Annotated in this window: 23 protein-coding genes; 9 read left to right on the top strand and 14 right to left on the bottom strand. The window is 55.4% G+C overall.

Annotation, left to right across the window (positions count from 1 at the left end):
• Positions 1 to 25: 25 nt before the first annotated feature.
• The 3 genes from M2407_RS24800 to rfaQ are packed head-to-tail and all read right to left on the bottom strand — an operon-like array spanning position 26 to position 3332.
• Positions 26 to 1123: a glycosyltransferase gene (locus tag M2407_RS24800; RefSeq protein ID WP_122080468.1), complete on the bottom strand. Its 1098-nt coding sequence runs from the start codon at positions 1121 to 1123 to the stop codon at positions 26 to 28.
• Between the two features lie 2 nt (positions 1124 to 1125).
• The gene (locus M2407_RS24795; protein ID WP_122080467.1) at positions 1126 to 2253 is read right to left on the bottom strand and encodes a glycosyltransferase family 4 protein; all 1128 of its coding nucleotides are present in this window, start codon (positions 2251 to 2253) and stop codon (positions 1126 to 1128) included.
• Positions 2250 to 3332 carry a putative lipopolysaccharide heptosyltransferase III gene (gene rfaQ, locus M2407_RS24790; RefSeq protein WP_198640244.1) on the bottom strand — a complete coding sequence of 361 codons (1083 nt, stop codon included), beginning with the start codon at positions 3330 to 3332 and terminating at the stop codon, positions 2250 to 2252. Before rfaQ ends, M2407_RS24795 begins: the two co-directional genes overlap by 4 nt.
• Positions 3333 to 3543: 211 nt before the next feature.
• Between rfaQ and M2407_RS24785 the strand changes: the two genes are divergently transcribed.
• Together M2407_RS24785 and M2407_RS24780 are read left to right on the top strand one after the other, a co-directional pair.
• Complete coding sequence (locus tag M2407_RS24785; RefSeq protein WP_217331902.1) at positions 3544 to 4500, top strand: polysaccharide deacetylase family protein; 957 nt, start codon at positions 3544 to 3546, stop codon at positions 4498 to 4500.
• A gap of 1 nt (position 4501) precedes the next feature.
• Complete coding sequence (locus M2407_RS24780; RefSeq protein ID WP_142816212.1) at positions 4502 to 5599, top strand: glycosyltransferase family 9 protein; 1098 nt, start codon at positions 4502 to 4504, stop codon at positions 5597 to 5599.
• A gap of 1 nt (position 5600) precedes the next feature.
• On the opposite strand, the gene M2407_RS24775 is transcribed toward M2407_RS24780, so the two are convergent.
• Genes M2407_RS24775 through rfaD form a run of 6 tightly spaced genes read right to left on the bottom strand, consistent with a single transcriptional unit; the run spans position 5601 to position 11982 of the window.
• Positions 5601 to 6584 carry a glycosyltransferase gene (locus tag M2407_RS24775; protein WP_259220108.1) on the bottom strand — a complete coding sequence of 328 codons (984 nt, stop codon included), beginning with the start codon at positions 6582 to 6584 and terminating at the stop codon, positions 5601 to 5603.
• Positions 6585 to 6588: 4 nt separating this feature from the next.
• Positions 6589 to 7827, bottom strand: a complete 1239-nt coding sequence (locus tag M2407_RS24770; protein WP_122080462.1) for an O-antigen ligase — start codon at positions 7825 to 7827, stop codon at positions 6589 to 6591.
• A gap of 28 nt (positions 7828 to 7855) precedes the next feature.
• On the bottom strand, positions 7856 to 9019 hold the full coding sequence (locus tag M2407_RS24765; RefSeq protein WP_130016863.1) for a glycosyltransferase: 1164 nt from the start codon (positions 9017 to 9019) through the stop codon (positions 7856 to 7858).
• On the bottom strand, positions 9016 to 9981 hold the full coding sequence (gene rfaC, locus M2407_RS24760; protein ID WP_020837592.1) for a lipopolysaccharide heptosyltransferase RfaC: 966 nt from the start codon (positions 9979 to 9981) through the stop codon (positions 9016 to 9018). Before rfaC ends, M2407_RS24765 begins: the two co-directional genes overlap by 4 nt.
• Before the next feature lie 2 nt (positions 9982 to 9983).
• A complete protein-coding gene (gene rfaF, locus M2407_RS24755) occupies positions 9984 to 11030 on the bottom strand; it encodes an ADP-heptose--LPS heptosyltransferase RfaF (RefSeq protein ID WP_020837591.1) in 1047 nt (348 codons plus the stop codon).
• Between the two features lie 22 nt (positions 11031 to 11052).
• Positions 11053 to 11982: an ADP-glyceromanno-heptose 6-epimerase gene (rfaD, locus tag M2407_RS24750; protein WP_020837590.1), complete on the bottom strand. Its 930-nt coding sequence runs from the start codon at positions 11980 to 11982 to the stop codon at positions 11053 to 11055.
• Positions 11983 to 12222: 240 nt separating this feature from the next.
• On the opposite strand from rfaD, the gene kbl reads away from it, so the two are divergent.
• Together kbl and tdh are read left to right on the top strand one after the other, a co-directional pair.
• The gene (gene kbl / locus M2407_RS24745) at positions 12223 to 13419 is read left to right on the top strand and encodes a glycine C-acetyltransferase (RefSeq protein WP_046374879.1); all 1197 of its coding nucleotides are present in this window, start codon (positions 12223 to 12225) and stop codon (positions 13417 to 13419) included.
• 9 nt (positions 13420 to 13428) lie between these two features.
• Positions 13429 to 14454 carry an L-threonine 3-dehydrogenase gene (tdh, locus tag M2407_RS24740; RefSeq protein ID WP_044554904.1) on the top strand — a complete coding sequence of 342 codons (1026 nt, stop codon included), beginning with the start codon at positions 13429 to 13431 and terminating at the stop codon, positions 14452 to 14454.
• A 32-nt stretch (positions 14455 to 14486) separates the two neighbouring features.
• On the opposite strand, the gene M2407_RS24735 is transcribed toward tdh, so the two are convergent.
• The 3 genes from M2407_RS24735 to gpmM are packed head-to-tail and all read right to left on the bottom strand — an operon-like array spanning position 14487 to position 18343.
• The gene (locus tag M2407_RS24735) at positions 14487 to 15452 is read right to left on the bottom strand and encodes a divergent polysaccharide deacetylase family protein (protein ID WP_115060818.1); all 966 of its coding nucleotides are present in this window, start codon (positions 15450 to 15452) and stop codon (positions 14487 to 14489) included.
• A gap of 2 nt (positions 15453 to 15454) precedes the next feature.
• A complete protein-coding gene (envC, locus tag M2407_RS24730; RefSeq protein ID WP_041415109.1) occupies positions 15455 to 16789 on the bottom strand; it encodes a murein hydrolase activator EnvC in 1335 nt (444 codons plus the stop codon).
• Between the two features lie 9 nt (positions 16790 to 16798).
• Positions 16799 to 18343 carry a 2,3-bisphosphoglycerate-independent phosphoglycerate mutase gene (gene gpmM / locus M2407_RS24725; protein WP_259220107.1) on the bottom strand — a complete coding sequence of 515 codons (1545 nt, stop codon included), beginning with the start codon at positions 18341 to 18343 and terminating at the stop codon, positions 16799 to 16801.
• A 298-nt stretch (positions 18344 to 18641) separates the two neighbouring features.
• Here gpmM and M2407_RS24720 point away from each other — a divergent pair, with 298 nt between their 5' ends.
• The 5 genes from M2407_RS24720 to cysE all read left to right on the top strand — a co-directional run bounded on the left by M2407_RS24720 (position 18642) and on the right by cysE (position 21830).
• Complete coding sequence (locus tag M2407_RS24720; protein ID WP_020837580.1) at positions 18642 to 19076, top strand: rhodanese-like domain-containing protein; 435 nt, start codon at positions 18642 to 18644, stop codon at positions 19074 to 19076.
• A gap of 28 nt (positions 19077 to 19104) precedes the next feature.
• Positions 19105 to 19353 (top strand): glutaredoxin 3, encoded by a 249-nt coding sequence (gene grxC, locus M2407_RS24715; RefSeq protein WP_012147490.1) that lies wholly within the window; start codon positions 19105 to 19107, stop codon positions 19351 to 19353.
• Between the two features lie 59 nt (positions 19354 to 19412).
• A complete protein-coding gene (gene secB / locus M2407_RS24710) occupies positions 19413 to 19883 on the top strand; it encodes a protein-export chaperone SecB (protein ID WP_020837579.1) in 471 nt (156 codons plus the stop codon).
• Positions 19883 to 20902 carry an NAD(P)H-dependent glycerol-3-phosphate dehydrogenase gene (gpsA, locus tag M2407_RS24705; protein ID WP_020837578.1) on the top strand — a complete coding sequence of 340 codons (1020 nt, stop codon included), beginning with the start codon at positions 19883 to 19885 and terminating at the stop codon, positions 20900 to 20902. Before secB ends, gpsA begins: the two co-directional genes overlap by 1 nt.
• 106 nt (positions 20903 to 21008) lie before the next feature.
• Entirely contained in the window at positions 21009 to 21830 is an 822-nt protein-coding gene (gene cysE / locus M2407_RS24700) for a serine O-acetyltransferase (protein WP_046374883.1), read from the top strand.
• Between the two features lie 63 nt (positions 21831 to 21893).
• Here cysE and M2407_RS24695 read toward each other — a convergent pair whose 3' ends face one another.
• Complete coding sequence (locus M2407_RS24695) at positions 21894 to 22565, bottom strand: DUF3313 domain-containing protein (protein ID WP_020837576.1); 672 nt, start codon at positions 22563 to 22565, stop codon at positions 21894 to 21896.
• 133 nt (positions 22566 to 22698) lie between these two features.
• Positions 22699 to 23448 carry a CHAD domain-containing protein gene (locus tag M2407_RS24690; RefSeq protein ID WP_259220105.1) on the bottom strand — a complete coding sequence of 250 codons (750 nt, stop codon included), beginning with the start codon at positions 23446 to 23448 and terminating at the stop codon, positions 22699 to 22701.
• Between the last annotated feature and the right edge of the window lie 10 nt (positions 23449 to 23458).

The following is a 23458-nucleotide window of genomic DNA, read 5'->3' as shown; positions in this document are numbered from 1 at the left end:
TAAGGCAGGGTTTCCCCTGCCTTAATTATTTTTTGAGCGATAAATATTGCTGACAAATAGGCTGTAACCCATAGCTCAGCAGCTGTTGGTGATTAATCTCCGGGGGCGAGGCATACATTTCCGCCATTTTTTCCGCCAGCGATTTTTCATTGAGCTCCGCCAATGCGTTTTCCATTCCCGCTTTTTCCAGAATTTCCGCAGGACCGCCCGGGCAACGGGTGCTGACCACCGGCGTATCGCACAGCAGCGCTTCAACCAGTACGTTGCCAAAGCCCTCACTGTCGGAGCTCAGCACCAGCAGGGATGCGTGGCGAATAAACGGGTAGGGATTGGCCTGGAAGCCGAGAAACAGCACGCGCTCGGCAATGCCCAACTGGTTCGCCAGTTGCTTCACCTGTGCGATATGGGATTCGCTGCCGGTGCCGATCAGCGCCAACGGCGCCTGTATACCCGATTGGGCATAGGCTTTCAGCAGGCGATCGTGCCGTTTGTGCGGATGAAAACGCCCAACGTGCACCAGGTAATCTTTGCCCGCCAACTCGCAGGGCTCTGCCGCCTGCTGCTCGATGCTGGCAATGTCGAACGGATTATTGATCACTTCCAGTCTGCTTGGCTGGATCGGCAGGTTCCGCTGTAAATCGTCCCCGACGGCCTTTGATACCGCAACGATATTTCTGCCTTGGTAAACCGCCGCGATTTTTCGCTGTTTCAACCAGCGATCCAGCCCCTTGCGGTGGCCCAGATAAGAGGTTGAAAGGATGCCGTGAATGCAAAACCACAGGCGATCTGACGAGAGCAGTTTGCTGCGGCTGACGATGCGATCGGTTTTATGCAGGTTGGAGAACACCAGATCATAGGCGCCCTGTTGGCGTTCGTTATCTGCGATGGCCTTGTCCAACGCGGCGGCGCGGCGAGACAGTTCGGTCAGTTTACGCCATGGCGAACGGCTGCTGTCCGCCACCACCTGGTAGTGAATGCCGGTAGGAATAGGGTAGTTACAGACATCGCGCAATGAAATCAGACTGACGTCATTGCCCATTTGCTGCATGCCCTGGCACAGCGTCAGCACCACTTTTTCTGCGCCGCCGCCGGGCAGGCCGTCAATAATCATCAGAATACGCATAGTTAATCCAGCAGCCGGTTATAAAGGGATATCAGCTGTTCCGACAGGTGTGCCGGGGTAGCCGACATGATACGTAATCTTGCGGCTTCACCCATGGTGGAACCCTGAGCCTGACGTGGCAACGCGGTGATCGCCTCGATCAGCGCCGGTACGTCGAGGGCATCGGTCACAAACCCATTTTGCCCCTGAGTGATAAACTCGGCACCGCCACAGGTGGTGCTGGTGATCACCGGAAGGCCACAGGACATGGCTTCCAGAATCACATTGGGGAACGGGTCGTACAACGTCGGTAATAACAGCGCATCGGCGGCCTGGTAGAAGGGCAGCGTTTGTTTCTGCACTCCCATAAACCGCACCCGTTCGCTGCAACCGAGCGACTGCGCCAGCGCCTGATAGCGTTTTTCGGCCTTATCCTTGCCTACCACCAGCAGATAGCTGTCGGTGGCTGCGACGGCGCGAATGGCGGCGGCCAGCCCTTTGCGTTCAAAACCTGAGCCGACAAAAATCAGGCAGTGCGCCTGTTGCGGGATCTGGTATTGCTGACGTAGCTGCTGTCGCTGTTCGGCATTGGCGGGCAGAAATTTTTGATTATCAATGGCGTTGTAGATCACCGTAATTTTATCGGCGGGAACGCCGAAATCATCGATGATTTCCTGTTTAATCATTTCGGCGTTGCAGATGACCGCTTTCAGCTCCGGAGCGGCGTACATCGCCCGTTCCGCACACATAACGTAGCGGTGGTAGCGGTTGGAGAACAGCCACTTGCGGCGCCATTCCGGCAGCAGGCGCGCCCGCTGCAATAACCAGCGGCGATGCACGCCATCGCCGGCGCGATAAATATCGCAGCCCGGAATGCGCTCATGGCTTTGCACCAAATCGAAGCGTTCCTTTTGCCACAGGGCTCTGGCCGCGTCGGCAAAGCCGCGTTCACGGCTGATGCGGCCAAATTTCAGCGGATTGCACAGGTGAATGTGCCAGTTCGGGTTGGCATCACCCTGCCATTCGCGGGTGATGACGTTAAGATCCAGGTCCTGCTGTTCCAGCGCCTCCAGGGCGCGTGAGACGAAACGCTCAGCTCCACCGTCCGGGCGGTATTTTTGGCGAACGATCGCCAAACGAAATGCTTTCATGCCAGCGTGCTCCGCGCGGCTGCAATCACCGCGTCTGTAGGAATAAGGTCCAGATAACGTTCATCGGTGCCGGTATCAATGGCGTCTGGATCGGGCAAGGTGCCATAATCACCGGCCCATATCACATGGCCAATGACCTGCCATGGACGCCAGAACACCAGCTTGGAAGGGCCAAACAGCGCGACGCAAGGGGTCTGCAGCGCGGCGGCCATGTGCATAGGCACCGAATCTACGCCGATAAACAGTTTTGCGTGGTCGATCAGGGCGGCCAGTTGCCGCAGCGTCAGTTGCCCAGCCAGGGACACTACGCCCTGTGGCGGACAGAGCGCCAGAATGCGCGCCACCATTTCGCGTTCTTTTGGATCCGGGCCAGAGGTGATCACCAATGAGTGACCGTCGGCCTGCAACGCGCTGATGGTGGCGGCCATTTTTTCTTCGCTCCAGCATTTGAAGAACCAGCGGGAAGTGGGTTGCACCACAATGTAATCGCCGGTAATGCCCTGTTGCTGCAACAGTTGCTCGCAGGCTTGCCAGTCCTGCGATGGATAGCTCATGGTGACCTGCTGACTGACGCCTGGCAGGCCAAGCGGCTGTAACAGCGACAGGTTTTGTTCAACGGTGTGCAACCGGGCATGATCGCTGACCGGTACCAAATGCGTGTGGCAGTGCCGCCATAAGAAGCCCTGACGCTTGGGGAAATCGAACCCCAGCCGGATACGTGCACCGGTCAGCCGGGCGAGAATAGCGCTGCGCCACTGATCGGCCAGGTTGACCACCAGATCGTAATGCCGGGCCTTAAGCTGTCGGATCAGATTCAGTTCATGACTCAGGTGCGCTTTCGTACCCTGTTTTTTCCATTGACGATCGATCACGAAGACGTTCGACAAGGCCAGATGGCTGACCAGCATTTCCTGGGTTTCTTTATACAGCAGTACGTCGATCTGCGCCTGCGGGTAGTTTTGCTGCAGGGTATTGATGACCGGCGTGATCAGCAACATGTCGCCGTGGTGGCGAAGTTTAACGATCAAAATACGCTGTATCGAGGTATCAGGAGCAAGGGCTGGCGCGTCGTTCATCATGAGTCGCTTTCAGGGAAACCAATCTTTGATTCTAAATGACCCGATCGCATGTGGCTACTGTTGCACGGTTTTCTTGCCGTGAAGAGAAAAAATCGCCTTGGGAAGTGACAAAATGCCTTCAACGTTGTCAAAACCAGGCACTAAAGTCGTTTGCCCTGGCGAAACGCCCTGCGTAACATAATGCATTCTGTTGATATCAGGCCCGATATTTATGACCAAACCGGCATTTCTCATCACCATTGATACCGAAGGCGACAATCTGTGGCAAAACCACGATCGCATTTCGACCGATAACACGCGCTTTTTGCCGCGCTTTCAGGCGCTGTGTGAGAAATATGGCTTTAAGCCGGTGTACCTCACCAACTATGAAATGGCGATGGATGCAGAATATGTCGAGTTCGCTCGCGATGTGATTGCCCGCGGCACCGGCGAAGTGGGAATGCATCTGCATGCCTGGAACAGCCCGCCGCTGACGCCGTTGACCGAAGATGACTGGCGACACAAACCCTATCTGATCGAATACCCGGCCGAGCAAATCCGCGCCAAGGTCGATCACATGACCAAACTGTTGGAAGACAGCTTCCAGACAAAAATGCTCAGCCATCGCGCCGGGCGTTGGGCGTTTAACGAATACTATGCCGCCTTGCTGCTGGAGTATGGTTATCAGGTGGATTGCTCGGTTACGCCGCGCGTTAACTGGCAGTACTCACCGGGCAACCCGCAGGGTAACGGCGGCACTGACTATCGCCATTTCCCATCGCAAGCCTATTTTATCGATCCGGAAAATATCGCCAGAGCGGGTTCCTCATCGCTGCTGGAAGTGCCGATGAGCACTCAATATAAACATTCTGCGCTGATGAATACGCTGAAGCAGGGTTACGATCGGCTGCGTGGCAAACAACGTTCGCCGTCGGTCAACTGGCTGCGCCCAAGCGGCGGAAACCTGGAAAAAATGAAGCTTGTGGCTGAGCGCTGTTTGGCGCAGGGGCATGATTACGTGGAATTTATGCTCCACTCTTCCGAGTTTATGCCGGGTGGCAGCCCAACCTTTAAGACCGAACAGGATATTGAAGTGTTGTACCGTGATTTAGAGCAGCTGTTCGCCTGGCTGCAGCAGCGTACGGTTGGCATGACGCTGGCCGAGTATTATCAACTTAAAGTGAACTGAGATGTCGAAAAAATGGAAAATTAAGGTCGCGGATTGGTTTTTGCGACGTTATACCGCAAAGTCCGGCCGTTTCCAGGATAAGGCGACTTTCGACAGTCGGCTTCAATTTGACAATATCGTCATCTATTCCACGACGGCGTTGGGCGACTTTATGTTTAACACGCCTGCGCTGCGGGCGATGCGTGAACGCTATCCGAACGCGCATATTACTCTGGTGGTTCACAAGAAGAATCAGGAGCTGGTGGAAAACGGCCGCTACTACGATCGCGTGGTGTATTGGGACAGCAAAATCAAAAGTCTACGTCCGCTGTTGAAATCGCTGCGCGAACATCAGCCGGATTTGGCGCTGATCCTGCACTCACATCTGCCGTACGACATTATCAGCGCCGTCTTATCCGGGGCTAAATACATTATCCGGGATAACTACAGCTCCGGAATTTGTGGGCTGGAACCTTGGTTGACCAACTATATCTTCCATTACTACGGCCATTTTATTCGCCGCAAGTTGGAGCTGATTTCCATTTTGGGTTGCCGCAGCGACGATCCCACCATGGAAATTCCCGCGCCGTATCAACCGGGCGTCAAAAGCAGCGAGCACTGTACGATAGGCTTTCAGTTGGGCGCGTCTACCGAATCGCGCTGTTGGCCGGTATCGCATTTTGCTCGGTTGGCCGATGAGCTGGTGGCCAAGCATGCCAATGTGCGCATCGTACTGATTGGCGGGCCTTTCGACGAAGGGAAAGCGCAGCAGTTTCTGAGCCAGGTTAGCCCTCAAACCCGGGAGTGTGTAGACAACCGCATCGGTAAAACGGGGCTGCAGACGTTGCTGACGCTGATCGACAGCTTCCATGTGTTGGTTACCGGCGATACCGGCCCACTGCATTTAGCCGTGGCGCTGAAGGTAAAAACCATCAGCCTGTTTGTCACCGCGGATTCGCGTTCTACCGGACCGATTCAGGATCCGGAGCTGCATCGGATCATTCAGGTTTCCCGTACCGGCTATACTATGCCGCTGGAGGCTGAAAGCCCGATGGGCGTGATCCAACCACAGCGTATTTACGCTGAAGTGGTGGATCATTTATCGCTGAATAAAGAGTGAGTTAGCGCTTTTTCAGTTGCCAGCGCATTTTTGACAGCCAGGTGTCCACTCGTGCGTACCGCATTTGCCGGATCTTTTTTCGCGGTACGCCGCTGTTGCTGCAGACTTCAGCCAGGCGTTTGAAGGTACGTAGTGTTTCCGGTTCATAGTGATAGTAACCGTACAGCGCTTTCGACATCGCTCTGATTTCTGAAAAACAGTTCCCGAGCATCAGAGCCGCCAGTTGGCGCAGTGGCTCGTCATCTCGGTGCTGTTCGACAAAACTCAACATTTTCCCCGTCGCAAAAAGCATGTCCTCAATATCCTTGGATTTGATATTGCGGGTGATCCCCTGACTGTTATCTCGATAGAAATAGAGCACGTGGTCGAGATGAGTAATTTTGCGCGTTTTGAAATATTGAAAAGGCGTGAAAATGACATCTTCATAGCGTCGACCGTCTTCGAATCGGTCACCTTCCAACAATGAGCGTCGATAGACACGGCTCCACAGGTGCCACATTGAGTGGGAAAATAACGGGGTGAGACAGGCCAGGCCTTGGCCAGCAAAGTCATAAGTGCTGCTGCGGATCGCGGTGCCAACAGGCTGTACCGGCGGACTGTCAGCAAACTTCTGATAATTAAAATCGATCAGGTCGTCTTCGTTTGCCAGCAGCAATGGCCGCAGAATGGCCAGATAGTCGCTGCTCAGCAAGTCGTCGCCGTCGAGGAAGGTGACATAGCGCCCGGTAGCCAGCTGCAAGCCGACGTTGCGGGCGTGGGCGATACCGCTATTTTCTTGCGAAATAAAGACCACCTGGGGATGCCGGCGTTCGGCTAACAGTTGGCGCACCAGCGAGGCGGAATTGTCGGTCGAGCCGTCATCAATGATGACCACCTCGATATCATCGCCGATCTGGTTAAACAGCGAGCTCAGGCTGGCAACGACGAAATTTTCGTTGTTGTAAAATGGCACGATAACGCTGAGCAGAGGCGGCGATGAGTTCATGAGGTTAATCCTGAGCGACCGACGTTTTTTTCACTGAAAGCACGCTGGCAACGATCGCCAGGCAAAAAATCGCCGTACCTTCAGTGCTAAAGAATATGACGTCACTGAGCCCATAAACAAACAGGCTGAAGGTCACACCCAGCAACAGTGCATTGCGGTGAGGCTTTAATGAGGAAACAAATAAGCCGATGTACAGCGCCAGTAAAAACAGGGCCCCCCAGACGCCTTTGAGCGAGTAGGTTTCCAGCAGCTCATTGTGCATATGAACATTGATATAAGGCATTACGCCATACAGTTCGGGCTGCTTGGCAACTATAGCTTTGATTTCCTCTCCGCGCTGTTCTGCCGATTGTCCCAACGGGGCCAGGTTTCCGGTACGCACCCCGATTATTTGCATCGTAAGGCGTGACATAATGGAATTGTCGATTTCTGGATTATTCGCTTGCTGCATGTTGGTTTTAAAATCGGCAATACGCTGTTCAATTTGTGGTTTAAAGATGAACCCGCAGGCGACCAACAATAAAGGTACTGAAGCTATCAGCAGGATTTTGTGCTTATGGGAAATCAGGTTTTTCGTCGCCAGTATCGACAGGCCTACCGCGACCGGGTAGACCAGCATCGCCGCCCGGGTGCCGGTCAGCACCAGCGTGGATAAGGTGACCAGAAAGCCGATGATATAGAGCGGAATGCGGTATTTCGTTCGCAGCATCAGAATTGCCTGCAGCATGACCAGATTGATGGCGGTAATCAAATAGGCGGCAACGGTAGCGCGATCGAAGTTAATCTCTACGCGGCCAATATCCAGCCACAAGCCCTGATAAAGGGAATAACCGTTGACCGCAATACCCGTCACCAACGCAATAACAATAAAGGCGCGTTGCATGCAAAGGCGTTCATTTAACGCAATCAGCAGAATAAAGGCGGTGGCGATCTGCAACTTGCCGGTCGACATGTATGAGCGGTAAATATTGATGTAATCGCCCGGTTGTTTAAAGTGCTGCAACCAGAAAATGCTCCCCATGCCTACGCAGAAAAACAGAACGGGTACGATAAGGTTTTTTTTGTTTTTAAAGTAATACTTCAGGTTTAAACACACGGCGATAAATGAGATATAGCTGGCGACATAAAAAAGATTGCGCCCGGTGTCGGAACCGAAGGGGATAGTACAAAACGCGATAGCGCATCCCAAATAGATCAGATAACTGAAGACAGGGTGCGGTGTGGTTTCTTTGAGTAGTTGCATGGGGCTGGGTTTCCGGCTCGCATTAATGTTAAGCAGTAAATGATTTCAGCGCGTCGTCAAATTCTGTTTTGAACATAGCGTAGCTGAAATGTTCAACCGGGTAACGCTGCGCATTTTGACTCATACTTTGATATGTTTCCGGCACTATCAGCTTTTCCACTGCATCTGCGCACTCAAGATGTGACAGCAGTTTCGGCATGACCAAGGTATCGCTGAGCGGATCATAGACATCGTGAGGGAAATCCACCTTGATACCCGTTAGCCGTTGATGTTCTTCAATCGTTACCGAGGGGAGCAAGCCAATACCGCAGTGCCCATCTTTGATCACCTCTGGCTGACCATCGACCTGCGGGAATATGACCGGCACGCCGAAATACAACGCTTCCATACAGGATAAGCCGAAGGGTTCGGTGATCGGCGTACTCATATAGATATGTGTGCGGTTGAAGAAATCCGCGACGTTATCCTGAAAACCGCTGAAGATGACCCGGTCGCCCAGCTCGAGCTTTTCCGCCAAGGCTTCAAATTCTGCCCTGTCGGGTCCCTTGCCTGCAATTTCCAGAGTGACATCATGCCCGCGGCGCAGCAGTTCCTGCATCATCAGTAACGACACGCTGATGCCTTTCAGGCTGACCAGGCGAGAGGCGGTGCCTATTCTGATCGGCTTGCTGAGTGGTTTCAGGCTATCGCTGATACCGGAGGGCGTTTTCAGTCGGTTGATCACCACGTGATTCGGACAGGGCAAATTAAAGCGCAGTTCCATCACCCGTTTTGAGGCAAATGAAGCCGATATCACCCCGTCCAGCATGGCGAGAAAACGCAAGGTTTTGTGATTCTTCGGGTAGCGCCATGAACAACCGTGATCGTAGTAAACCAGCTTACCGCGTTTCGGTTTGGCGGCCAGACCGGGTACCAGATCCCAAACGATGACCACGTCGGCATTGGCCTTTTCGATTTTACTTTTCAGCAGGTATTTGCGTAAAAACTGCGGGCAGCGCAGTGGCAAAGCGTTCACCAGCCGGTTGGCAAAGGTAACTTTTTGGTCAGGCATTTGCCGGCGGATCTCTTCACCGACCTCGCTACTGATGCAAATCACCTCGTTACTGCCGTCGGTAGTGTCGTTGATATACTGCAGGAACAGGCGTTCGACGCCACCCATCTTCCCTAAATTGATAACGTGCAGCTTTTTCATCCAATAACCTTTTGCAACTCGGCCCAGACTGAACCGGCGGAGAGCGTCGCCATGCTTTTTTCTGGGGAAATCAGAGAATGTTGATTCTGACCGTAACCACCGATCAATCCTGGATCGGTGGGACCAAACAGCGTGATATTCGGCCTGTCTAGCGCGGCGGTCAGGTGGCTAAGGCCGGTATCAACCGAGACCACGCATTTCGCACCGGCCAGCACTTCGGCCACCTGCTGCAGACTGAGCTTGGGTAAAACCTCGACGTGCGGGAAACCTTCCGCCAGACGCAGTGCGCGTTGACGCTCGTGCTCTGCGCCCCACGGTAGTTTGATCTTCAAACCGGTTGGCTCAGTTAACGCGATCAGATCGCGCCAGTGTGTTTCCGGCCAGTGCTTCTCATCGCGGGTGGTAGCATGCAAAAACACCAGATACTGGCCAGCATCGGCCGGCAGATGGCTGAGAAAGCGGGCCGCAATGGCGTAATCGCCGACGCTGTCGGGTTTTTCATAGCCCAGGCTTTTGGCAAACAGCTCGCGCGTACGCTCAACGGCATGTTGCTGTTTGTCGATATCGTAGCGGTGGTTGTAGAACCAGCTGGCGAAGGGCTCACGGGCGCTTTTGCTGTCCTGACCGTGTTTGCTACCTTTGGCGATGCGAGTGATCAGCGCGGCGCTTTTGATTAGCCCCTGGGCGTCGATCACCGCGTCGTAATTTCGCTCCTGCACCACGCGTTTAAAGTCGCAGCGTTGCTGGCGAGTTTCACTGCCAAACCAGTTTTTGCGCCAGCGGCGAATCGCCACTGGGATCACGCGGTCCACCGCCGGATGCCAGGTGGGGATTTGGCTGAAGCTTTCCTCAACCACCCAATCAAAGCGAATACCGGGAATGGCCTGCATGGCGTCGGTGAGCGCAGGTAGCGTGTGGAGCACATCTCCCATGGAAGAGGTTTTTACAATCAACACCTGCATGCTTATTCCTCGCTGGCGGCAAGTAACGGCGTCAGCGCGTCCAACACCTGCTGTGGCTGAATATCGATCAGGCTTTGATGGTAACCCTGATCGGCATCGCCTTTGCGTATCTTATGGTAACCACTAATTAAGCGGATCACTTTGGCCTTGTCGGACAGCGGCGGCGTGAAGTCCGGGCTGCTCGGGCCGTACAAGGCTATCAGCGGTTTATTCAACGCCGCCGCAACGTGCATCAAACCTGAGTCGTTACTGACCACGGCCGAACAGGAGGCCAACAGGATCACCGCTTGCTCCAGCTGAGTTTCCCCAGCCAGGTTCATGCAAAAGCCGCGGGCGTCATCATCCAGCGCAGCACGGATCTGTTCGCCCGCCTCATTATCCTTGGCGGAACCGAACAGGGCGATTTGATAACCCTGATCGATCAGCTTCTGTGCCAGAGCGGCATAGTGATAATGCGGCCAGCGTTTGGCCGGACCGAACTCGGCGCCGGGGCAAAAGCCGATGATCGGCCGATGATCGGTCAGGTTGAAGGCGGCGGTAGTTTCGGCAATCTCTTCGTCGCTGACCTGCAGTTGCGGCCACAGTAGCGGCTGCGGCAGATCTTCTGCGCGTTGAATGCGTTGCTTGTCATAGGCTAGCGCGACATAACGCTGCACCATCAGCGGGAAGGCGGCCTTGTCCAGTACGCGAATATCATTCAGCAGGCCATAGCGCATTTCCCCGCGCCAACCAACGCGCCGTGGCACCTGGGCAAAGAAGGGCACCAGCGCAGATTTGAAGGAGTTCGGCAGCACATAAGCGCGATCGTATCCGTTAGCGCGCAGGGCATGCCCGAGACGTCGACGCTCACCGAGTGCCAACGCGCCGTGGCCTAACGGCATCGACAGGGCCTGGTTGACCTCCGGCATACGCGCCAGCAATGGACGGCACCAGGCCGGCGCCATCACATCAATTTCTGCCGTCGGGTGCTCGGCCTTCAGGGTGCGGTAGAGACTTTGCGACATCATCATATCGCCAACCCATGAAGGGCCGATAACCAGTATTTTCATACCCTACGTTTGTTCCTTCAGCTTAGGCGGTGCGGTTCAACCAGGCCATGTACTCTTTCACGCCTTCGGCGACCGTTTTGAACGGTGCGTCATAGCCGGCGGCACGCAGCTTGGTCAGGTCGGCCTGGGTAAACGCCTGATAACGGCCTTTGAGTTTTTCCGGGAACGGGATGTTTTCCACTGCGCCTTTCTGATGGAAGTCGACTACCGCGTCGGCCACCGCCTGGAAGGTTTCCGCACGGCCGGTGCCGCAGTTGAAGATGCCGGAGACGCCGCTTTTCCAGAACCACAGGTTCACTGCCGCTACGTCGCCGACGTAGATGAAGTCACGCTTGAAGTTTTGGCTGCCGTCGAACAGTTTCGGGTTCTCGCCGCGGTTGATCTGGCTGTTCAGGTGGAATGCCACGCTGGCCATGCTGCCCTTGTGGCCTTCGCGCGGGCCGTAGACGTTGAAGTAACGGAAGCCGCAGATCTGTGAGTCTGCCTCAGGCAGAATTTCACGTACGTACTGGTCGAACAGGAATTTCGAGTAGCCGTAAACGTTCAGCGGCTCTTCAAACTGGCGCTCTTCGATAAACTCTTCACGACCGCCGTAGGTGGCTGCAGAAGAGGCGTACAGGAACGGAATTTCGCGATCCAGGCAGTAGTGCAGCAGATCTTTAGAGTACTGATAGTTGTTGTCCATCATGTACTTGCCGTCCCACTCGGTGGTGGACGAGCAGGCACCTTCGTGGAAAACCGCGTCGATTTCACCCAGATCGTCACCGGCCACGATATTGGCGATGAAATCTTCTTTGTCGATATAGTCGGCGATGTCGAGATCGACCAGATTGGCGAATTTGGTGCCGTCTTTCAGGTTATCTACCACCAGGATATCGCGATACCCTGTGTCATTCAGCGCTTTAATGATATTGCTGCCGATCATGCCGGCGCCACCAGTGACGATAATCATTGGGTTACCCCTGTTATTCTGCCCGGTGGGACACGGTGTCCCACGCTCAATGCCGCTTATAATAGCATTTCATGCCGCTGCAAACATCGGACGGGCTCTGAATATCCCGTGATGTCGAGCACTGCAGTACTTTGCCGTGATATCTGCTGCAATTTTCATATTCTCTCCCGCTGATTCTCGTCAGTTTGGTTACAAATCAGTAAAATATGTTGAAAACAGCCCAATCCTGGAGATAACCGAATGTCCGCGTCTTTTTATCAGCAGTTGGAACAACAACTTGAGACCACCCGTAGCGAGGGATTGTTCAAAGAAGAGCGCATTATTACTACCGCTCAGCAGGCTGATATCGCCGTAGCCGACGGTAGCCATGTGATCAATTTCTGCGCCAACAACTACCTGGGCCTGGCTAACCACCCGGCGATGATCGCGGCGGCCAAGGCCGGTATGGACAGCCACGGTTTCGGCATGGCGTCGGTGCGCTTTATTTGTGGCACCCAGGATAGCCATAAACAGCTGGAAAAAAAGCTGGCCGATTTCCTCGGGATGGAAGACGCCATCCTGTATTCCTCTTGTTTTGACGCCAACGGTGGTCTGTTCGAAACCCTGCTGGGTCCGGAAGACGCCATTATCTCTGATGCGTTGAACCATGCTTCGATCATCGACGGTGTCCGCTTGTGCAAGGCGAAGCGCTATCGCTACGCCAACAACGATATGACTGAATTGGCCGCACAGCTGAAGCAGGCCAAGGCTGATGGCGCACGGCACATCATGATCGCCACCGACGGCGTGTTCTCAATGGACGGCGTGATCGCCAATCTGAAAGGCGTGTGCGATCTGGCGGACCAATATCAGGCGTTGGTGATGGTGGATGACTCCCACGCGGTTGGTTTCGTTGGCGCCAACGGGCGTGGCACCCACGAGTATTGCGAAGTGATGGGGCGCGTCGACATCATTACCGGTACCTTGGGCAAGGCGTTGGGCGGCGCTTCCGGCGGCTATACCGCGGCGAAGAAAGAGGTTGTGGAGTGGTTGCGTCAGCGGTCGCGCCCTTATCTGTTCTCCAACTCGCTGGCGCCGGCGATTGTCGCCGCGTCGATCAAAGTATTGGAATTGCTGGAAGAGGGCGATGCACTGCGCGATCGCCTGTGGGCCAATGCGAGCCTGTTCCGTGAAAAAATGACCGCGGCGGGCTTTGAGCTGGCCGGGGCCGATCACGCCATCATCCCGGTGATGTTGGGTGAAGCAAAACTGGCGCAGGAATTCGCCAATGCGTTGCTCAAGGAAGGCATCTATGTAACAGGTTTCTTCTATCCGGTGGTGCCGAAAGGCCAGGCACGCATCCGTACCCAGATGTCTGCCGATCATACCCCGGAGCAAATTGAGCGTGCTGTTGCGGCGTTCATTCGTATCGGTAAAGATCTTGGCGTTATTGCATAAGGTAAAACCATGAAAGCATTGTCAAAACTGAAAGCGGAAGAAGGGATTTGGATGACCGATGTGCCTCAGCCGGAGCTGGGTCATAACGACATCATGATTAAAATCCGTAAAACCGCGATCTGCGGTACCGATGTTCATATCTATAACTGGGATGAATGGTCACAGAAAACCATCCCGGTGCCTATGGTCGTCGGCCACGAATACGTGGGTGAAGTGGTTGCCATCGGCCAGGAAGTCAAAGGGTTCAACGTCGGCGACCGCGTTTCAGGCGAAGGCCATATCACCTGCGGCCATTGCCGCAACTGCCGGGGTGGCCGCACGCACCTGTGTCGCAACACCACCGGTGTGGGCGTGAACCGTCCAGGGTCGTTTGCTGAGTATCTGGTGATCCCGGCGTTCAATGCCTTCAAGATCCCGGATAATATCTCCGATGAACTGGCGTCAATCTTCGACCCGTTCGGCAATGCGGTGCACACCGCGCTGTCGTTTGATTTGGTGGGCGAAGACGTGCTGGTTTCCGGCGCCGGCCCGATTGGCATCATGGCCGCAGCGGTATGTAAGCACGTTGGCGCTCGCCACGTGGTGATTACCGACGTTAACGAGTACCGTTTGGATCTGGCGCGTAAAATGGGCGTGACCCGTGCGGTGAACGTCAGCAAAGAAAACCTGAACGACGTGATGGCCGAGTTGGGGATGACCGAAGGCTTTGACGTTGGGCTGGAAATGTCCGGTGCGCCACCGGCGTTTCGTTCGTTGCTCAATGCGATGAACCACGGTGGGCGTATTGCCATGCTGGGTATTCCACCGTCGGATATGTCGATCGACTGGAATCAGGTGATCTTCAAAGGGCTGTTTATCAAAGGGATTTACGGTCGTGAGATGTTTGAAACCTGGTATAAGATGGCGGCGCTGATTCAGTCTGGTTTGGATCTGACGCCTATCATTACTCACCGTTTCTCGATCGACCAATTCCAGCAGGGCTTTGATGCCATGCGTTCCGGCCAATCCGGGAAAGTGATTTTGAGCTGGGATTAACAGTAAAAAGGGCCGGAATTCCGGCCCTGATTTTATGCTTTAGGTTTGTCTGGCGTTGAGTCCGTCCAGCGTTGCCACTGACGTTTAATGAAGGTCACGGCCGGCGACTGGGTCACGCTTTCGCCGATCACACTCATGACCTTGCCCGCGTTGACTTTTTCCTTCGGCAACTTGACCTTACACTGCTTGATCCCGCCATTGAACGGGTTCTTCGGCTGCGGTTTCTGCGGTTTGACCGGTGGTGGAACATAGCTGCCGCCACTACCGCCGCCCTGTGGTTCGTTCAGCAGCGAGCTGGGTTTCACCAGCACGATGTCGCTTGGCAGCGTAGGCAGCATTTGCTGCAGCACTTTCACCGTCGCCGGCCGTGGGTGGCCAATGGCAATAGCGGAACCGTTGCGCCGTGCCAATTCGACCGCCCGGTTGAACTGGCGGCGAATATCGGCTTCGCTGGCCGTATCGTCCAGGAACACCTTACGCTTGATCACCTTCACATGGGTGCCGGCCGCCGCTCGGGTGGCCTGGCTGTTGCCGATGGTCATGCTGTCGAGGAAATAGAGCTGATAGCTGTCGAGCGCCTGCATGACTTTCTGCATACCGGGCAAGCTGGAGGTCATGGCGCTGCCCATGTGGTTATTCATACCCACCGCATAGGGCACATTATTGACCGCATTGCGGATAATGCGCTGGATCTCTTCGCTGCTCATGGAAGGCTGTAGCGTGTCACGCTCCAGCGGTTGCTTACTGAGCGGCGCCATCGGCATATGGATCAGTACTTCCCGGCCCTGACTGTGGGCGCGGGTGGCCATTAAGCGGGCATGGGGGGCGTTGGGCAGCACTGCAACGGAGATGGCCGTCGGCATTTGCAGCACCGCACCTTCTTCGTGCGGGCGATAGCCCACGTCATCGATGACGATGGAGAGTTTCCCTGCCTGTGCGGCGCAGACCTGCAGCAGACAGCCAATCAAGACGGCAGTACGGATTTTGTTATAGCGCAAATCTATCTTCCCAACCACGGTAGTGGGTTAACGGCCTGACCCTGGCGACGAATTTCGAAATAGAGCGACGGCGTTCCCTGGCCTCCGCTGGTGCCTACCAGGGCTATCGGTTGGCCGGCGCGCACCTGTGCCCCGACGTTAACCAGTGCACTTTGGTTGTAGCCGTACAGGCTCATGTCACCCTTACCGTGTTCGATGACGACAACCAGGCCATAGCCCTGCAGCCAGTCGGCCAGCAGCACGCGACCGTCGGCGATAGCTTTCACTTCGCTGCCTTCGGCGGCGGAGATCACCATGCCTTTCCAGCGTAGTTCACCTTGCAGCTGTTCACCGAAACCATGCAACGTGCGGCCGCGGACCGGCCATATTGCCTGCCCATTCGGTCTGCCAAGGCCGCCGGTACGGGCCATCAATGAGCGGTCGGCTTCGCTTGGCTTATAGCTAGTGCCGGTTTTCTTCGCCTGCTGTTCTTTGACGCGAACCTGCTCGCGAACCTTGGCGGCCTCACGCGCTTCGCGTTCCGCTCGGGCACGGGCTTCTCGTTCGGCCCGGGCAATCTTGTCGCGCATGCGGGTTTCGTTCTGGCGCAGTTCCACCAGACGCTGCTGATCTTTTTCCAGCGAGGCTTCCAGCGCGGTCAGCGTTTTCTTACGTGCACCGCGTGCCTGCTCCAGCTTCTGCTGCTGCGTTTGTTGTTCCCCTAGCAGCGATTTCTGTTGGCCCTGCTTGGCCACCAGCGTGGTTTTTTGCTTTGCCAGCTCGGCGCGGGTTTGCTTCAGTTCTTCAATGGTTTGCTGACGCGCGTCGTTCAGGTAGCCGAAGTAAGCCAAAATACGCTCGCTACGCTGGCTCTCTTCACCGCTGAGGATCAATTGCACGGCGCTGTGCTGGCCCTGGCGGAAGGCGGCATCGAGCTGTTTGGCGAGGATTTCCTGCTGGGTGGATTGCTGCTTTTGTAGCTTGGCGATTGAGGCATTCAGGCCGGAGATATCTTTCCCCAGTTGGCTCAATGTGCTTTGGGTGTCACGCAGCAGGCGGCTGGCCTGCGCGATGGTTTTTTCTTGCTGCTTAAGCTGATCCTGCAATGAGCTGCGCTGTTGCTGCTGCTGCTTAACCGCCTTTTCTTTCTCGGCGATGCTTTGCTGGATGTCTTTGAGCTGGGATTTATTGTCTTCCGCCGCCTGGCTGGCTAACGGCAACAACAAGACGCCAGCGTAAAATACGCTGGCGCACAGGGTGGTTAACTTCCTTGGCGCGGTGCGTTCAGGCAGCGGCTGGCTGCCTGGGTTTGCGCTTCGGGTTACCCTTGATAGTGCAAAAAACGCCTTTTCCCTCATAGGGAAGGATTATTCCACGATGAACAGCGGCTTACCAGTCATCTCTTGCGGGATTTCCATTCCCATCAGCGTCAGCATGGTCGGCGCGATGTCCGAAAGCTTGCCGCCGTTGACTGCGCGGGCAGGCTTGCCGATGTAAATCAGCGGTACCGGGAGGCTGGTGTGGGCGGTGTGCGCCTGACCGGTCGCCGGATCGCGCATTTGCTCGGCATTACCGTGGTCGGCGGTGATCAGCAGTTGCCCGTCGACGGCTTTCACCGCTTCGACGACCTGGGCGATGCAGCCGTCCAGCGTTTCCACCGCTTTCACTGCCGCGTCGTAAACCCCGGTATGACCCACCATATCGCCATTTGGATAGTTGCAGATGATGGCGTCGTACTTGCCGCTGTTAATGGCGGTCAGCAGTTTGTCGGTCAGTTCGGCGGCGCTCATTTCTGGCTGCAGATCGTAGGTCGCGACCTTCGGTGAGTTGATCAGCACACGTTCTTCCCCGGCAAACGGCTCTTCAACGCCGCCATTATAGAAGAAGGTGACGTGGGCGTATTTTTCGGTTTCCGAAATGCGCAGCTGGGTTTTGTCGTGCTTCATTAACCATTCGCCGAAGGTGTTGTTCAACGATGCCGGCGGATAGGCGCAGGGAACTTTGATGTCGGCCGCGTATTCGGTCAGCATCACGAAATCACCAAAGTTGATGACTTTGGCGCGTGGGAAACCGTCGAAATCCGCCTTCACGAAGGCACGAACGATCTGGCGTGCGCGATCGGCGCGGAAGTTCATGAAAATCAGTGCGTCACCGTCGTGCAGTTCGGCCGTGGCCTCCCCGGCAGTCTGGAGAACGGTCGGCTTGACGAACTCGTCGTTCTCGCCGCGCTGGTAAGCGGCCTGCAGGGCAGCAACGGCGTTGTCGGCGACAAAGTCGCCCTTGGCCTGGGTCAGTAAATCATAAGCCAGTTGAACGCGATCCCAGCGGTTGTCGCGGTCCATGGCGTAGTAACGGCCGATCAGCGATGCGATACGCCCGCAGCCGAGGCTGGCAAAGGTATCGCTAAAGCGTTGCAAGGAGGGTTCAGCACTGCGTGGCGGGGTATCGCGACCGTCGAGGAAGGCATGCAGATAAACGGCTTTTGCACCGCGTTGCGCGGCCAGTTCAATCATGGCCAGAATATGGTCTTCGTGGCTGTGCACGCCGCCCGGCGACAGCAACCCCATGATATGCACTGCTTTGCCGGCCTGCACGGCCTTATCGACCGCCGCCGTCAGCGTTGGGTTAGCGAAGAAATCGCCTTCTTTGATTTCTTTATCCAACCGGGTCAGATCCTGATAAACGATGCGCCCGGCCCCCAGATTGACGTGCCCGACTTCCGAGTTGCCCATCTGACCGTCAGGCAGGCCAACATCCAGCCCGGATGCGGCGATAAGAGTATGCGGCTGTTGTTGCCACAGGCGATCCATCACCGGCGTTTTGGCGTTCACAATGGCGTTGTCCTGTTGCTCCTCACGGTGGCCGTAGCCGTCCAGGATCACCAGTACCATCGGTTTTTTGTTGCTCGACATTGCATTAACCTCATTATGAATTTTAAGTTGTGAATAGCCATCTGCCCGATGCCGGAGTGATGGCTATTCACCCTAAAAACCGGCCGATTTTACAACGCCGACGGTTAAAAAGAGCCCAGAGAGATCAAAGTTGCGGTCAACAAGGGCGGCTTTTAGGCTGTGGCGCAGAGAATTTCTCAGCGTAGCCCGCAGTTTCTGCACTAGCACTTGCTTATTGGCTGTATTTGCTGCACTCGGCAGGTATACTCTGGAACCTTGAGTTATTTTTTCCTTAAACTGACGGGAGTTGTTACACCTCATGCTGCAAGAAATTATGCAATTCGTTAGCAAGCATCCCATACTGAGCCTGGCCTGGATCGCCCTGCTGGTTGCGGTGATCGTCATGACCTTCAAGAGCAGTTTCTCCAAGGTGAAAGAGATCACCCGTGGTGAAGCCACCCGACTGATTAATAAAGAAGATGCCGTTGTGGTGGATACCCGCAGCCGTGATGATTTCCGCAGAGGCCACCTGGCCAACGCCATTAACCTGACCGCCAGCGAAATCAAAAGCGGCAGCCTGGGCGAGCTGGAAAAACACAAGGCTCAGCCAATCATCGTGGTGTGTGCCAACGGCACGACTTCACGTGAGCCGGCAGAAAACCTGCACAAGGCGGGCTTTGAAAACGTCACTACGCTGAAGGACGGGATTGCCGGCTGGAGCGGGGAAAACCTGCCGTTAGTGCGCGGTAAGTAATTGTTTAACGTAGTTGAGGTGGTAATCCATGGCTAACATTGATATCTACACCAAAGCGACCTGCCCGTTCTGCCATCGCGCTAAAGCGCTGCTGAACAGCAAGGGCGCCGCGTTTAACGAAATCGCCATCGATGGCGATAATGAAAAACGCGAAGCGATGATTGCGCGCAGTGGGCGCACCACCGTGCCTCAGATTTTCATCGATGGCCAACATATCGGCGGCTGCGATGATTTATATGAACTCGATGCTCGTGGTGGTCTGGATCCGCTGCTTTAAGCGGGCCGCTACCGGTTACTGAGTGTCAATAAGGACGTTTAACCAAGGGTATTACACACATGTCAGAACAAAACAGCACAGAGATGGCTTTCCAGATTCAGCGTATTTACACCAAGGATATCTCTTTCGAAGCGCCAAAAGCGCCGCAGGTTTTCCAGCAGGAATGGCAGCCAGAAGTTAAACTGGATCTAGATACCGCTTCCAGCCAGTTGGCTGACGAAGTGTATGAGGTTGTACTGCGCGTAACCGTGACGGCGTCTCTGGGCGAAGAAACTGCGTTCCTGTGTGAAGTGCAGCAGGCGGGCATCTTCTCCGTAGCGGGCATCGACGGCACGCAGCTGGCGCATTGCCTGGGCGCATACTGCCCGAACATTCTGTTCCCGTATGCGCGTGAGTGCATCACCAGCCTGGTTTCTCGCGGTACATTCCCGCAGCTGAACCTGGCACCGGTTAACTTTGACGCGCTGTTCATGAACTATCTGCAGCAGCAGGCGGAAGGCGAAGGTGCCGCACCACATCAGGATGCCTGATGAACAGCGTCAATGCTTCAATGACAGTGATCGGTGCCGGCTCGTACGGCACCGCATTAGCTATTACGCTGGCGCGTAACGGCCACTCCGTGGTGCTCTGGGGCCATAACCCCGAGCAGATTCAAAAAATGCAGCACGATCGCTGCAATCAGGCCTTTCTTCCCGACGTCACCTTCCCCGATACGCTGTTGCTTGAAGCCGATTTGGCCCGTGCGCTGGCGGCTAGTCGCGACGTGTTGGTGGTGGTGCCAAGCCATGTATTCGGTGATGTGCTACGCCAGTTGAAACCGCATTTGCGGCCGGATGCCCGTATCGTTTGGGCAACCAAAGGGCTGGAGGCAGAAACTGGTCGGCTGTTGCAGGACGTGGCGCGCGAAGCACTGGGCGAAGCCATTCCGCTGGCGGTGGTCTCCGGACCGACGTTCGCCAAAGAGCTGGCCGCCGGGCTGCCTACCGCCATTGCGTTGGCCTCTACCGATGCGCAGTTCGCCGATGACTTGCAGCAGTTGCTGCACTGCGGCAAAAGTTTCCGCGTCTACAGCAACCCCGATTTTATCGGCGTGCAGTTGGGCGGGGCGGTGAAAAACGTGATTGCCATTGGCGCTGGGATGTCAGACGGTATCGGGTTTGGTGCCAATGCCCGTACCGCATTGATTACCCGCGGCTTGACGGAAATGACACGCCTTGGCTCTGCTCTGGGTGCCGATCCTTCGACCTTCATGGGCATGGCAGGGCTGGGCGATCTGGTGTTAACCTGCACCGATAACCAATCGCGCAACCGCCGCTTCGGTATTATGCTGGGGCAGGGAAAAGGCGTGCAGGAAGCGCAGGACAGTATAGGTCAGGTGGTCGAAGGCTATCGCAATACCAAAGAGGTATTGGCGTTGGCGCAGCGGCACGGCGTTGAAATGCCGATTACCGAACAGATTTACCAGGTGCTGTACTGCCATAAAGATGCCCGCGAGGCCGCGCTAAGCCTGTTGGGGCGGACCAGAAAAGACGAAAAACACAACGCTTGACCTATAAAATAGAATGCGGGGCGGCATGCTGACCCCGGCAACTGAATTGGGCTGCCTGATTGCTATGCGATGAGGTAGCCTGTTTTGCAAGGCGGAGAGGAACCTGATGTCGTCAGAAGAGTTAGAGCAGGTCTGGAATAGCATTAAATCAGAGGCGAGAGAGCTGGCTGAGTGTGAACCGATGCTGGCTAGCTTTTATCATGCGACGTTGCTCAAGCACGATAACCTGGGCGGTGCGCTCAGCTATATTCTGGCAAACAAGCTGGCAAATCCCATTATGCCGGCCATTGCGGTGCGTGAAGTGGTGGAAGACGCCTACTTAGCCGACCAGCAAATGATCGCTTCGGCCGCCCGTGACATCCTGGCCGTGCGCCTGCGAGACCCGGCGGTAGATAAATATTCAACGCCGCTGCTGTACCTGAAAGGTTTTCATGCGCTGCAGGCCTACCGTATCGGCCACTGGCTGTGGCTGCAGGGGCGGCAGGCATTGGCGATATATCTGCAGAATCAGATTTCGGTCGCTTTCGGCGTGGACATCCACCCGGCGGCCACGATTGGCTGCGGCATTATGCTTGACCACGCTACTGGTATCGTGATCGGTGAAACTGCCGTAGTAGAAAATAACGTGTCTATTCTGCAGTCGGTTACCCTTGGTGGTACCGGAAAGACCAGCGGCGATCGCCATCCGAAGATCCGTGAGGGCGTAATGATTGGCGCCGGGGCTAAAATTCTCGGCAATATCGAAGTGGGTAAAGGCGCTAAAATCGGTGCTGGCTCGGTGGTGCTGCAGTCTGTACCTGCGCATACGACCGCCGCGGGCGTGCCTGCACGCCTCGTCGGCCGGCCAGAAAGCGATACGCCGTCGATGGATATGGACCAGTACTTCAACGGTACCAATCACGGCTTTGAATACGGTGACGGGATTTAATCCGGTGAGTTGACGAATAAAATCGGGGGAGCTTTGGCTCCCCTGATTTGTTTCTTCGCAGGGTTAACCCTGTTTAGGGAAGTTGGTGATGTCTTTAACCATGTCGTCGATCGCTGCTTTGACGTCTTCCGCTGTTACCGGTGAGCTGTCGTTGCTGACGGTTTTACCATAGGCTTTACGAGCGACTTCCAGCACCGTTTTGCCGGTGTCCTGATCGATCAATTCACCTTCGATATACAGCGTGGTGTTTTGGGTTCTGTGACCGCTGGCCGCCATGGTGCTGGCAACCACAGCCGCGACCGGTACCACCTCATAGAATTTCATATCTTCGTTTTCTGCAGACACTGCGGTGATGGCGAGTTTAGCCACCAGCACGCGTGATCCGGCCGGACTATTGAGTACGGTAAAGCGATCTTGAAGCGCGGTTTTAATCCGCTGAGAAGCGTAAGCCTTTATTTTATTCAGCGTATCTTGGCTAACGCGCGTCGTCGGTTTTTCAGCAGGGAAATAGACTACTGGCTCAAAATACAGGCCGCGGTAGTTGGACTCTTTGTAGCTTGGGTCGATCCAGCGCAGCGTTTTGTGGCCGCTTGGTGATGTGGTTTCCTGCAGTTTGCTGTAGTCAGACAGGAATCCCGAGTACTGATCCGTTTTGGTTACTTTGGACGAACAGCCCGCCAGTAACAGGCCCGCTGCCAAAACCGCCATGGCAACGCCCAAACGTTGTTTTTTCATACGATTTCCTATGATGAATGTCGATTACCCTTACAAAACATAGCTTATTATCCTCCGGGGCAGTGAATGTTTTCGGCGCTCGCCGTGCCCTGTTTCTGCATTCTTTTGACAGTATCGTGATACGCCGCTGGTTTTAGGCACTCAGCGTTCGCGAAAGTGAAAGCAGTGCCTTTTCTGCTTGCTCCCGCGTCGTCTCCAGCGCCATTTGCCACTGCGGCAACAGCGGCCAGAGATCTTGCTGGTTTTCGGCCTGCTGGCACCAGACAAAACGATCGTGCCAATCTCCGAGTGCGCTTTGTGCCGTTTTCAGGCTGGCGACGGTTTCAGGCGTGATGAGGGAGAGTTGAGAATAGGCTTCGGCAACATAACGCAGACGCTTAACCAGCAGGCGCAGTTGGTGCCGATCGTAATGTATGTCGGCCAATGCCAGGCGTAGCTGTTTTACCTGGAGGCGCAGGCGGAGGGCAACACGACGTTTGATGTGTCGGGGTTGAGTTCGGTGAAAGATTTTTGGCCAGGTATGTAGCAGAGTGGGAAAATGGGTCAGCAACGGGTGTGACATCAGCGCGAGTTTGCGGCGGTACAGCTCGGTTTTGCGCGTATTGGCCTGCCATGCCAACTGATGCAGTTCCAGTTCGGCGATCAGCACTTCCAGATCGCGTATCGGCGTAGTGATTTTTCCCAAGTCGGCAGCAGCGCTGCTGAGGCCAGTTACGCCGGGGATACCGCGTAATGGTCGCAGCAGACTTCTGATACGCTGCAGGTTGATGCGTACGTCGTGCAAGGCCTCAACGTCTGAGGGGGCCTGCAAACGCAGCAGCGCCTGATTCAGCGCGCGCTCGAGCCTGCGTATCTGCGCAATAATGCTCTTAGCCAAAGCCATGCGATGTCCC

Origin of the sequence: Serratia sp. BIGb0234 (assembly GCF_024809915.1) — a bacterium.
Classification (GTDB): Bacteria; Pseudomonadota; Gammaproteobacteria; order Enterobacterales; family Enterobacteriaceae; genus Serratia; species Serratia liquefaciens.
This window is presented reverse-complemented; position numbering and strand designations above follow the sequence as displayed.

Coding starts and splice junctions, on each gene's coding strand:
- M2407_RS24800 (WP_122080468.1), bottom strand. CDS start 1,123: ATGCGTATTCTGATGATTATTGACGGCCTGCCCGGCGGCGGCGCAGAA.
- M2407_RS24795 (WP_122080467.1), bottom strand. CDS start 2,253: ATGAAAGCATTTCGTTTGGCGATCGTTCGCCAAAAATACCGCCCGGAC.
- rfaQ (WP_198640244.1), bottom strand. CDS start 3,332: ATGATGAACGACGCGCCAGCCCTTGCTCCTGATACCTCGATACAGCGT.
- M2407_RS24785 (WP_217331902.1), top strand. CDS start 3,544: ATGACCAAACCGGCATTTCTCATCACCATTGATACCGAAGGCGACAAT.
- M2407_RS24780 (WP_142816212.1), top strand. CDS start 4,502: ATGTCGAAAAAATGGAAAATTAAGGTCGCGGATTGGTTTTTGCGACGT.
- M2407_RS24775 (WP_259220108.1), bottom strand. CDS start 6,584: ATGAACTCATCGCCGCCTCTGCTCAGCGTTATCGTGCCATTTTACAAC.
- M2407_RS24770 (WP_122080462.1), bottom strand. CDS start 7,827: ATGCAACTACTCAAAGAAACCACACCGCACCCTGTCTTCAGTTATCTG.
- M2407_RS24765 (WP_130016863.1), bottom strand. CDS start 9,019: ATGAAAAAGCTGCACGTTATCAATTTAGGGAAGATGGGTGGCGTCGAA.
- rfaC (WP_020837592.1), bottom strand. CDS start 9,981: ATGCAGGTGTTGATTGTAAAAACCTCTTCCATGGGAGATGTGCTCCAC.
- rfaF (WP_020837591.1), bottom strand. CDS start 11,030: ATGAAAATACTGGTTATCGGCCCTTCATGGGTTGGCGATATGATGATG.
- rfaD (WP_020837590.1), bottom strand. CDS start 11,982: ATGATTATCGTCACTGGTGGCGCCGGCATGATCGGCAGCAATATCATT.
- kbl (WP_046374879.1), top strand. CDS start 12,223: ATGTCCGCGTCTTTTTATCAGCAGTTGGAACAACAACTTGAGACCACC.
- tdh (WP_044554904.1), top strand. CDS start 13,429: ATGAAAGCATTGTCAAAACTGAAAGCGGAAGAAGGGATTTGGATGACC.
- envC (WP_041415109.1), bottom strand. CDS start 16,789: ATGAGGGAAAAGGCGTTTTTTGCACTATCAAGGGTAACCCGAAGCGCA.
- gpmM (WP_259220107.1), bottom strand. CDS start 18,343: ATGTCGAGCAACAAAAAACCGATGGTACTGGTGATCCTGGACGGCTAC.
- M2407_RS24720 (WP_020837580.1), top strand. CDS start 18,642: ATGCTGCAAGAAATTATGCAATTCGTTAGCAAGCATCCCATACTGAGC.
- grxC (WP_012147490.1), top strand. CDS start 19,105: ATGGCTAACATTGATATCTACACCAAAGCGACCTGCCCGTTCTGCCAT.
- secB (WP_020837579.1), top strand. CDS start 19,413: ATGTCAGAACAAAACAGCACAGAGATGGCTTTCCAGATTCAGCGTATT.
- gpsA (WP_020837578.1), top strand. CDS start 19,883: ATGAACAGCGTCAATGCTTCAATGACAGTGATCGGTGCCGGCTCGTAC.
- cysE (WP_046374883.1), top strand. CDS start 21,009: ATGTCGTCAGAAGAGTTAGAGCAGGTCTGGAATAGCATTAAATCAGAG.
- M2407_RS24695 (WP_020837576.1), bottom strand. CDS start 22,565: ATGAAAAAACAACGTTTGGGCGTTGCCATGGCGGTTTTGGCAGCGGGC.
- M2407_RS24690 (WP_259220105.1), bottom strand. CDS start 23,448: ATGGCTTTGGCTAAGAGCATTATTGCGCAGATACGCAGGCTCGAGCGC.